A 10,691-nucleotide genomic window follows, 5' to 3' on the forward strand; every position below is an offset into this window, starting at 1 on the left:
CCGCTCCCTGGGGGACTAGAGGGGAATGTTGCCGTGCTTCTTCGGAGGCAGGGATTCCCGCTTCGTACGCAGCTGACGCAGGCCCCGCACGAGGTGCGAGCGGGTCTCCGACGGCATGATCACGGCGTCGATGTAGCCGCGCTCGGCCGCGGTGTACGGGTTGAGCAGCGCGTCCTCGTACTCCTGGATGAGCTGAGCCCGCGCCGCCTCCTGGGCCTCCTCGTCGCCGGCGGCGGCGATGGTGCGGCGGTGCAGGACGTTCACCGCGCCCTGCGCGCCCATCACCGCGATCTGCGCGGTCGGCCACGCGAGGTTCAGGTCGGCGCCGAGATGCTTGGAGCCCATGACGTCGTACGCGCCGCCGAACGCCTTGCGCGTGATGATCGTGATGAGCGGGACGGTGGCCTCGGCGTAGGCGTAGATGAGCTTCGCGCCGCGGCGGATGATGCCCGTGTGCTCCTGCTCGACGCCCGGCAGGAAGCCCGGCACGTCGACGAAGGTCAGCACCGGCACGTTGAAGGCGTCGCAGGTGCGCACGAACCGCGCGGCCTTCTCGGAGGCGTCGATGTCCAGGCAGCCGGCGAACTGCATCGGCTGGTTGGCGACGATGCCCACCGGGTGGCCCTCGACGCGGCCGAAGCCGGTGAGGATGTTCGGCGCGAACAGCGGCTGCGTCTCGAAGAACTCGTTGTCGTCCAGGACGTGTTCGATCACGCCGTGCATGTCGTACGGCTGGTTCGCGCTGTCCGGGATCAGCGTGTCGAGGGCGCGGTCCTCGTCCGTGAGCTCCAGGTCCGCCTCCTCGGGGAAGGCGGGCGGCTCGCTGAGGTTGTTCGAGGGCAGGTAGGACAGCAGCGACTTGACGTACTCGATGGCGTCCTTCTCGTCGCCCGCCATGTGGTGCGCCACGCCCGACGTGGCGTTGTGGGTGCGGGCGCCGCCCAGCTCCTCGAAACCGACGTCCTCACCCGTGACCGTCTTGATAACGTCGGGACCGGTGATGAACATGTGCGAGGTCTGGTCGACCATGACCGTGAAGTCGGTGATCGCGGGGGAGTAGACCGCGCCGCCCGCGCAGGGCCCGACGACCAGACTGATCTGCGGGATGACACCGGAGGCGTGCGTGTTCCGGCGGAAGATCTCGCCGTACATGCCGAGGGCCATGACGCCCTCCTGGATGCGGGCGCCGCCGGAGTCGTTGATGCCGATGACCGGGCAGCCCGTCTTCAGGGCGAAGTCCATGACCTTGACGATCTTCTGTCCGAAGACCTCGCCGAGCGCGCCGCCGAAGACCGTGAAGTCCTGCGAGAAGACGGCCACGGGCCGGCCGTCGACGGTGCCGTAACCGGTCACCACGCCGTCGCCGTAGGGCCGGTTGTTCTCCAGGCCGAAGCTGGTCGAGCGGTGCTGCGCGAACTCGTCGAACTCCACGAAGGAGCCTTCGTCGAGAAGCAGTTCGATCCGCTCACGCGCCGTCAGCTTCCCTTTGGCGTGCTGCTTCTCGACCGCGCGGGCCGACCCCGCGTGCTTCGCCTCCTCGATGCGGCGCTGGAGGTCCGCGAGCTTGCCGGCGGTCGTGTGGATGTCGGTCTCGGACATAGGGATGCGGCTCCCTGCCTGCTCAAAGGTGCGTATGGCGGCTTACGGCTGGCTACTGACCCGTAGCGTATCGGCGCGGATACCGTTCGGCAGTGCGGCGTTTACCACACCTAGGGTGGCTTGCATGACGCCGCCAGATGCTGAAGACAACCGCTGGTCCGACCTCGACCGGCCGCCGCTGAACGCCGCCTCCCTGCGGCGGGCACTGCTGCGGGAGGGCGGGCTGTGGTCCTCCCTGGACGTGGTGCCCCGCACCGGGTCCACCAACACCGACCTCGTGGCGCGGGCCGACGACCTCGCCGAGGGGGCCGTGCTGGTCGCCGAGGAGCAGAGCGCGGCGCGCGGGCGCCTGGACCGGCGGTGGTCGGCGCCCGCCCGCTCCGGGCTCTTCTTCTCCGTCCTGCTCAAGCCCGCCGAGGTGCCCGTCGAGCGGTGGGGGTGGCTGCCGCTGCTCACCGGCGTCGCCGTCGCGACGGGGCTCTCGCGGGTGGCCGGCGTGGACACCGCGCTCAAGTGGCCCAACGACGTCCTGGTGACCGTCGGTGACGAGGAACGGAAGGCCGGGGGCATCCTCGCCGAGCGGGCCGGGTCTGCCGGGGGCTCCGGCGCCGGCGTGGTCATCGGCATCGGCCTCAACGTCACGCTCCGCGAGGACGAGCTGCCGGTGCCCACGGCCGGTTCGCTGGCGCTCGCCGGGGCGACCACCACGGACCGCGATCCGCTGCTGCGGGCCGTGCTGCGCTCGCTGGAGCAGTGGTACGGCGTCTGGCGCGGGGCGGGCGGCGACCCGGCCGCCTCCCGCCTCCAGGAGGCGTACGCGGCGGGCTGCGCGACGCTGGGCCGCCGGGTACGGGCGGAACTCCCGGGCGAGAGGGCGATCGTAGGGGAGGCGGTAGCGGTGGACGGCGACGGCCGCCTGGTCCTCGCCACGGAGGAGGGGGTGCAGGAGCCGGTAGGGGCGGGCGACATCGTGCACCTGCGCCCGGCGAACTGAGGCCCCCGGCTGCGGGGTGCACGGTCCCCGAAGGGGCCGCGGCGAAGACACAAGCAACCACGACCCAACCCGCGGCCGAGGGGACGTCCCCATAAGGGGCGCGGGGACCAGCGCGAGCAACCACGACCCAACCCGCGGCCGAAGGGCGGCCCCGTAAGGGGCGCGGGGAACGGCGCGAGCAACCCCTACAAACCCGCGGCCGAGGGGACGTCCCCGTAAGGGGCGCGGGGAACGGCGCGAGCAACCACGAACCGACCCGCGGCCGATCCCCCCGTGGACCCCCCGTTGACCCCCCCCGTTGCCCCCCCGTGGACGCGGCCCCCCGGACGCCCCCCGGACGCGGCTCCCCGGGTCACGGGGAGTCGGGAGTGAGCTGCGGCACACCTGCCGTAAAGTTGACGCCGGTCGATACCTGACCGCGGCAGATCGGAAGGGCAGCAGGCGTGACCGTCGACGACACGGGCTCCGGCGCGGGTGCACAGCGCGGCCCCGACGGCGGATCCGGCCGTACCGCGGGCCCGGCCGGGCCCGCCGGGACGGACGCCTCCGCGATCCCCGACGTGGAGGACGAGAAGGCGGACGGCGAGTCCACGAAGAACCCCCTCGCCCTCCAGCTCGAACAGCTGATCCTCGGCGCGGACCGCCGCTACACCCCCTTCCAGGCGGCGCGCAGCGCGGGCGTCTCGATGGAGCTGGCCTCCCGCTTCTGGCGGGCCATGGGCTTTCCCGACATCGGCCAGGCCAAGGCCCTGACCGAAGCCGACGTACTGGCGCTGCGGCGCCTGGCCGGCCTGGTCGAGGCCGGACTGCTCAGCGAGGCCATGGCGGTCCAGGTGGCCCGGTCGACCGGGCAGACCACCGCGCGGCTCGCCGAGTGGCAGATCGACTCGTTCCTGGAGGGGCTGACCGAACCGCCCGAGCCGGGGATGACCCGTACCGAGGTCACGTATCCGCTCATCGAGCTGCTCCTGCCCGAGCTGGAGGAGTTCCTCGTCTACGTCTGGCGCCGCCAGCTCGCCGCCGCCACCGGCCGTGTCGTGCAGGCCGCGGACGACGAGGAGATGGTCGACCGGCGCCTCGCCGTCGGCTTCGCCGACCTCGTCGGCTTCACGCGGCTGACCCGCCGCATGGAGGAGGAGGAGCTCGGCGAACTCGTCGAGGCCTTCGAGACCACCGCCGCGGACCTGGTGGCCGCGCACGGCGGGCGGCTCATCAAGACCCTCGGCGACGAGGTCCTGTACGCCGCCGACGACGCGGGTGTCGCCGCGGAGATCGCGCTGCGGCTCATCGAGACCATGGCCAACGACGAGACGATGCCGGAGCTGCGCGTCGGCATGGCCTTCGGGACCGTGACGACCCGGATGGGCGATGTCTTCGGCACGACCGTGAACCTCGCGAGCCGCCTCACGTCGATAGCGCCCCGGGACGCGGTGCTCGTGGACGGCGCCTTCGCGGAGGAGCTGACGCGGACCGGGGACGCGCCCGCCTCCGAGGCGCAGGCCGCGGAGGCGGCGGCCGCGGCGGAGAAGGAGGGCGAGGAGCCGCCTTCGTACCGCTTCGCGCTCCAGCCGATGTGGCAGCGGCCCGTCCGCGGCCTCGGCGTCGTCGAGCCGTGGCTGCTGGCCCGCCGTACGTGAGCCCGCCGCCCCGCGAAGGCCCGGGGCCCTCGGCCTCTTCCCGGCGCCGGGCCCGGCTGACATGATCCTCGGGTAACGGTCGTTAACCGGCGGGAGGCATCGGTCATGGGTGACGAGCAGCGGTACGGGGAGTACGTGGCGGTCAGGCGGCACGGCCATGTCGCGGAACTCGTCCTGGACCGCCCGAAGGCGATGAACGCGGTCTCCTCGGAGATGGCCCGCTCCATCGCCGCCGCCTGCGCCGCCCTGTCCGAGGACCGTGACGCCCGCGTCGTCGTGGTGACGTCCACCCACGACCGGGCGTTCTGCGTAGGCGCCGACCTGAAGGAGCGCAACTCCCTCAGCGACGCCGAGCTGCTGCGCCAGCGCCCCACCTCGCGGGCTTGCTACACGGGCGTGCTGGAGCTGCCCGTGCCGACGATCGCGGCCGTGCGCGGGTTCGCGCTGGGCGGCGGGTTCGAACTGGCGCTCTCCTGCGACGTCATCGTCGCCGACCTGACCGCGGTCGTCGGGCTGCCCGAGGTCTCCGTCGGCGTCATCCCCGGCGGCGGCGGTACGCAGCTCCTGCCGCGCCGCGTCGGCGCCGCCCGCGCCGCCGAGCTGATCTTCTCGGCGCGGCGCGTGGAGGCGGCCGAGGCGCGGGAGTTGGGCCTCGTCGATCTGCTGGTGGGGGACGGGGAAGCCCGTACGGAGGCGCTCGCGCTCGGCGCCCGCATGGCCGCCAACTCGCCCGTCGGCCTGCGCGCCGCCAAGCGTGCCCTGCGCCTCGGGCACGGTCTCGACCTGCGGGCGGGCCTTGAGGTGGAGGACGCGGCGTGGCGCACGGTGGCCTTCTCGGGCGACCGGGCGGAGGGTGTCGCGGCGTTCAACGAGAAGCGGAAGCCGGAGTGGCCAGGGGAGTAGCCGACCCTGCCTCCCTGCTTGGCCCTGCCTGGCCCCGCCTTCCGCCCTGCCCTCTATGCCCCGAAGTTCCAAATTGTCGTAAACCTCTTAGCCTGGTGGGATGGGTGAGGACGTCCGGCTGCGGGCCGTGGTGGAGCTGGCGCAGGCCATGGCCGCCGCGCAGACTCCGCGTGAGTCCTGGCGGGCGGCGGCCCTCGGTGCCTGTCGCGCGCTGAGCGGCAGTTTCGCGGCGCTGTCCGTGTGGGAGCGGGACCTGGGCCGGCTGCGGGTCCTGGTGAACGCCGGCGAACGCACCGAGGGCGAGGAGGAGTTCCCGGAAGGGGAGGCGTACCCCGTCCACCAGTTCCCGGAGATCACCGAGTTCCTGCACGAACGCTGGGCCGGCGGCGGCGAGCCGAACGCCTGGGTCGAGACGGCCGAGGGGCCCAGCGGCGGGCACTCCGCGGGCTACTGCCACCAGCGCGTCTCGGCGCTGCGCCGGCGCGGTCGTGGCTGTTGCGTGGTCGCGCCGATCGTGCTGCACGGGCGCGCCTGGGGCGAGCTGTACGTGGCCCGGCCGGTGGGCGCGCCCGTCTTCGGCCGCTCCGACGCCGATTTCGCGACCGTCCTCGCGGCGGTGGCCGCCGCCGGGATCGCCCAGACCGAGCGGCTGGAGGAGGTGCGCCGCCTGGCCTTCACGGACGCGCTGACCGGGCTCGCCAACCGCCGCGCGGTGGACCTGCGGCTCGACGAGGCGGTGGAACGCCACCGTGTGGACGGTGCCGTGGTGAGCCTGGCCGTCTGCGACGTCAACGGACTCAAGCGGGTCAACGACACCCGGGGGCACGCGATCGGCGACCGGCTCCTGGAGCGCTTCGGCTCCATCCTCTCGCTCTGCGGCGCGATGCTGCCGGGGACGCTGGCCGCGCGGCTCGGCGGCGACGAGTTCTGCCTCCTGTCGGTGGGGCCGAGCGCCGACGAGGTGGTGCGTGTCGCCGATGAACTGTGCGTGCGGGCAGCCGAGTTGGAGCTGGGCGATGGGGTCGCCTGCGGGGTCGCGTCCACCGGGGACCCGATCGGTCCGGTGCGCTCGGCCCGCCGCCTGTTCCGCCTCGCCGACGCGGCGCAGTACCGCGCGAAGGCGGCGCGCGCGGCGAAGCCGGTGGTCGCGGGGCGCGAGGGCGGTGAGGGTGGCGAAGGCGGCGACGACCCGGTGGTCCGGCTCGCCGACTCGCCGCCGCGGGTGGACGAGCCGGGGGAGCGGCGCCGCTTCAGGGGCCGAGGGCTGCCGCCCGCGGGGTAAGTGGCCCGGACGGAACCCACCTGTGACAAAACCTGCGCCGAACCCGCTCGTGACACTCGACGATTCAGTCCGTACGCTGCTGAATATGGATATGCACAGCGTGGGCACCGTGGCCCTTGGGACGTCCGGGACGACCGCGGCGGACGTCATCGCCGTCGCGCGCGGAAACGCGCGGATCGAACTGACCGATGAGGCGCGGGCCGCCCTGGCCGCCTCCCGGGAGATCGTCGACGCGCTCGCGGCCAAGCCCGACCCCGTCTACGGCGTCTCGACCGGCTTCGGCGCCCTGGCCAGCCGCCACATCGGCCCCGACCTCCGCGCCCAGCTCCAGCGCAACATCGTCCGCTCGCACGCGGCCGGCATGGGCCCGCGCGTGGAGCGCGAGGTTGTCCGCGCGCTGATGTTCCTGCGCCTGAAGACGGTCTGCTCGGGCCACACCGGCGTGCGCCCCGAGGTCGCGCAGACCATGGCCGACGTACTCAACGCCGGTATCACCCCCGTCGTCCACGAGTACGGCTCGCTCGGCTGCTCCGGCGACCTCGCCCCGCTCAGCCACTGCGCGCTGACGCTGATGGGCGAGGGCGACGCCGAGGGTCCCGACGGCGAGCTGAAGCCGGCGGGCGAGCTGCTCGCCGCGCACGGCATCACCCCGGTCGAGCTGCGCGAGAAGGAGGGCCTGGCCCTCCTCAACGGCACCGACGGCATGCTCGGCATGCTGGTCATGGCCCTCGCCGACCTGGAGACCCTCTACAAGTCGGCCGACGTCACCGCCGCCCTCACCCTCGAAGCCCTGCTCGGCACGGACAAGGTCCTCGCCCCCGAGCTGCACGCCATCCGCCCGCACCCGGGCCAGGCCGCCGCCGCCGCCAACATGCTCGCGGTGCTCGCCGGTTCGGGCCTCACCGGCCACCACCAGGACGACGCGCCGCGCGTCCAGGACGCGTACTCGGTGCGCTGCGCCCCGCAGGTCGCGGCGCCGGCCGCGACACCATGGCGCACGCCCGCACGGTCGCCGAGCGCGAGCTGGCGGCGGCCGTCGACAACCCGGTCGTCCTGCCCGACGGCCGCGTCGAGTCCAACGGCAACTTCCACGGCGCTCCGGTCGCCTACGTCCTGGACTTCCTCGCGATCGCCGCGGCCGACCTCGGCTCCATCGCCGAGCGCCGCACCGACCGGCTCCTGGACAAGAACCGCTCGCACGGCCTGCCGCCGTTCCTCGCGGACGACGCGGGCGTCGACTCCGGTCTGATGATCGCCCAGTACACGCAGGCCGCCCTGGTCAGCGAGATGAAGCGCCTCGCGGTCCCCGCGTCGGCCGACTCCATCCCGTCCTCCGCCATGCAGGAGGACCACGTCTCCATGGGCTGGTCGGCGGCGCGCAAACTGCGTACCGCCGTCGACAACTTGACCCGCATCGTGGCCATCGAGCTCTACGCCGCCACCCGCGCCGTCGAACTCCGCGAGGGCCTCACCCCGGCCCCCGCCACCCAGGCGGTCATCGAGGCGATCCGCAAGGCGGGCGTCGAGGGCCCGGGCCCGGACCGCTTCCTCGCCCCGGACCTGGCGGCGGCGGACGCGTTCGTCCGCTCGGGCGCGCTGCTCGCGGCGGTGGAGCCGGTGACGGGGGCACTGGCCTGAACCGCGCCTGAGCCAGGGCCTTGGAGCTCCATGGCCCTGGGGATCCAGGCCCTGGCAAGGCCATTCGGCTTCTCAGAACGCCGCGCCGCGCGCCTCGCCCGCGCGTTCTCTGCGTACGGAGTAGGCCACGAAGCCCGCTCCGAGACCGAGGAACGCCGTCCCGCCGACCACATAAGGGGTCGTGTCGAAGCTGCCGGTGTCGGCGAGGCGGCCGGAGGACGCGGTCGTCTCGTGGTGGGGGGCGGAGGCTGAAGTCGCGGACCGGTCGTCCCGGAGGGCGTCGTGCGGACCGGTGGAGGTCGCGTTCGCGGAGGGGACGAACCACAGGGCCCCGAGGAGGGCTCCGGCGGCGGTGGCGGTCAGCATCGAACGACGTGCGGACACGGAATCGGATCCCCCTTGTGGCGCTGGCGAATTGGCCGTGTGGGGCGATGGTAGTGAAAGGCGCGGGTCGCGGGAAACCCGCGAGGGAACCGGGCCTTACGCTCCCTCGTATGACTGGAGACGAGACATCACGGTTTGTGCGACTGCGGGTTGAAATGGTGGTGGAGGTCGAGGACGCCGAACAGCTGACCGGCGCCGCGCTGGCCCGGGTCGCGGAGGACGAGCGGATGCCCGCCGAGGAGCGCGCGCACGCCGAGTCCGTCGTCAAGGAGGACGGCGCGGAGGCGCTCGCCTATCTGGTGGATCCGTTCGACCTGGTCAGCGACGTGCCCGGGATCGAGCTGACGCAGGCCTCCTGGAGCAGCGAGATGATCGACTACGACCCCGACGCGCCGGACTGGGACCCGGACGAGGATGATGACGACGACGGCGAGAGCGACGGGGACGACGAGCACGACGCGGAGTACGGCCATGAGGCGATGTACGGCCGCGACGACCGGCTCGCGTAGGCGTAGTCGGCGGCGCGATCCGGATCAGCGCATCGGGATCAGTGCGGTCGGATTCCGTGATCCCGATTAGGGATTCCTGAATCGGGGACCCCGGACAGCAACCGCCGTCCGGGGTCCCGTCGTCTCCTCCGTGCGCGGTGATCGGGTTTCCTCGCGGCGGCCCCATGCCGCACAGTGGTGGCGGGGGCCGGCACCAGCACCGCGGACGTGGTGTTCCCCACACTCCGCGCGGAAGTGGAACGGGACGAACCGGGCAGGACGTTATGCGGGGTGACGAGGACTATCAGGGCCGGTCCCGGTTGAGCAGGGCTGAGCAGGGCTGGTTCGGGGGATTCGGCAACTATGGAGATGCGTGTGATGACGGACAGTAGGCGTCGCAAGCCGGGGCGTGGACGCAAGGGCCTGGCGGCCGTGTCCGCCCTCGTCGGCGGCGTGCTCGTGCTCTCGGCGTGCAACGGCGACGACGGCGGCAAGGCCTCCGGCGGCAAGGAGTCGCAGAACCAGGTGGACGAGGCGGCGGCCGAGAAGACCTCCGCGGCCCGGATCGAGATCGCGCCGAAGAACGGCTCCGACAACGCCAGCATCAACAGCGCGGCCAAGGTCACGGTCCGCGAGGGCACGCTCACCTCGGTGGTCATGAAGGCGGCCGACGGACAGGCTGTGGCCGGTCAGATATCCGCTGACAAGACGAGCTGGAAGCCCGCGGCCCAGCTCGAACGCGCCACGAAGTACAAGATCTCGGCCACCGCCAAGGACTCCGAGGGCCGCAAGGCGCACGAGAACTCGTCGTTCACGACCGTCTCGCAGGCCAACAGCTTCATCGCGAACTTCACGCCCGAGAACGGCTCCACGGTGGGTGTCGGCATGCCCGTGTCGATCAACTTCGACAAGGGCATCACGAACAAGAAGGAAGTCCAGTCCGCGATCAAGGTGTCGTCCACCAGCGGCCAGGAAGTCGTCGGCCACTGGTTCGGCAACAACCGCCTGGACTTCCGCCCCGAGGAGTACTGGAAGGGCAACTCCACCGTCACGCTGAAGCTGAACCTCGACGGCGTCGAGGGCGCCGACGGTGTCTACGGCGTCCAGCAGAAGACCGTCCAGTTCAAGATCGGCCGTAACCAGGTCTCCATCGTCGACGCGAAGACGAAGACGATGAAGGTCACGCGGGACGGCAAGGTCATCAAGACCATCCCGATCTCCGCGGGCTCGCCCGAGAACAAGACGTACAACGGCAAGATGGTGATCTCCGAGATGTTCAAGGAGACCCGCATGGACGGCGCCACCGTCGGCTTCAAGGACAACGACGGCAAGGGCGAGTACGACATCAAGGACGTGCCGCACGCCATGCGTCTGTCCTCCTCGGGCACCTTCATCCACGGCAACTACTGGGGCTCGCCGTCGATCTTCGGCAACGCCAACACCAGCCACGGCTGCATCGGCCTGGAGGACGCCAAGGGTGCGGGCGACAAGAGCAAGCCCGGCGCCTGGTTCTTCGACAACACCATCACCGGTGACGTCGTCGACGTCCGCAACACCGGCGACAAGACCATCGCCCCGGACAACGGCCTCAACGGCTGGAACATGGACTGGGCGCAGTGGAAGGCCGGCTCCGCCGTCTGATCCACCGCGTACGTCCGCGGGGCACCACCGCGTACGTCCATAGGGCAGGAGATGGCCCGCACCCCGGCGAGGGTGCGGGCCACCGCCATGTCCGGGCAAAAACCCACCGGCACCAACTACCCGCT

The 10,691-nt window shown here is 71.9% G+C and carries 8 protein-coding genes and 1 pseudogene; 7 read left to right on the forward strand and 2 right to left on the reverse strand.

The genetic code is table 11. The features are described from left to right. Nucleotides 1–15: 15 nt before the first annotated feature. Nucleotides 16–1,599 carry an acyl-CoA carboxylase subunit beta gene (locus ACOBQB_RS33345; RefSeq protein WP_423597092.1) on the reverse strand — a complete coding sequence of 528 codons (1,584 nt, stop codon included), beginning with the start codon at nt 1,597–1,599 and terminating at the stop codon, nt 16–18. 124 nt (nt 1,600–1,723) lie between these two features. Between ACOBQB_RS33345 and ACOBQB_RS33350 the strand changes: the two genes are divergently transcribed. From ACOBQB_RS33350 to hutH, 5 genes and pseudogenes are all read left to right on the forward strand, one after another. Then, nucleotides 1,724–2,593, forward strand: a complete 870-nt coding sequence (locus ACOBQB_RS33350) for a biotin--[acetyl-CoA-carboxylase] ligase (protein WP_423597094.1) — start codon at nt 1,724–1,726, stop codon at nt 2,591–2,593. 443 nt (nt 2,594–3,036) lie between these two features. Then, on the forward strand, nt 3,037–4,230 hold the full coding sequence (locus tag ACOBQB_RS33355; RefSeq protein ID WP_423597096.1) for an adenylate/guanylate cyclase domain-containing protein: 1,194 nt from the start codon (nt 3,037–3,039) through the stop codon (nt 4,228–4,230). 105 nt (nt 4,231–4,335) lie between these two features. Continuing rightward, nucleotides 4,336–5,133, forward strand: a complete 798-nt coding sequence (locus tag ACOBQB_RS33360) for an enoyl-CoA hydratase/isomerase family protein (protein WP_423597098.1) — start codon at nt 4,336–4,338, stop codon at nt 5,131–5,133. Nucleotides 5,134–5,233: 100 nt separating this feature from the next. Next, entirely contained in the window at nt 5,234–6,415 is a 1,182-nt protein-coding gene (locus ACOBQB_RS33365) for a diguanylate cyclase domain-containing protein (protein WP_423597100.1), read from the forward strand. Nucleotides 6,416–6,515: 100 nt separating this feature from the next. Next, nucleotides 6,516–8,053: pseudogene (gene hutH, locus ACOBQB_RS33370) on the forward strand (histidine ammonia-lyase). A 72-nt stretch (nt 8,054–8,125) separates the two neighbouring features. Here the strand turns inward: hutH and ACOBQB_RS33375 are convergent. Beyond that, complete coding sequence (locus ACOBQB_RS33375; RefSeq protein ID WP_423598929.1) at nt 8,126–8,419, reverse strand: LPXTG cell wall anchor domain-containing protein; 294 nt, start codon at nt 8,417–8,419, stop codon at nt 8,126–8,128. A gap of 128 nt (nt 8,420–8,547) precedes the next feature. Here ACOBQB_RS33375 and ACOBQB_RS33380 point away from each other — a divergent pair, with 128 nt between their 5' ends. Both ACOBQB_RS33380 and ACOBQB_RS33385 read left to right on the forward strand, forming a co-directional pair. Then, entirely contained in the window at nt 8,548–8,946 is a 399-nt protein-coding gene (locus ACOBQB_RS33380) for a hypothetical protein (RefSeq protein ID WP_423597102.1), read from the forward strand. A gap of 357 nt (nt 8,947–9,303) precedes the next feature. Continuing rightward, nucleotides 9,304–10,566, forward strand: coding sequence for a L,D-transpeptidase (locus ACOBQB_RS33385; protein WP_423597104.1), 1,263 nt, complete (start codon nt 9,304–9,306; stop codon nt 10,564–10,566). The last annotated feature ends 125 nt before the right edge of the window (nt 10,567–10,691 follow it).

This window comes from Streptomyces sp. G5(2025), from assembly GCF_049542075.1.
Lineage (GTDB): Bacteria > Actinomycetota > Actinomycetes > Streptomycetales > Streptomycetaceae > Streptomyces.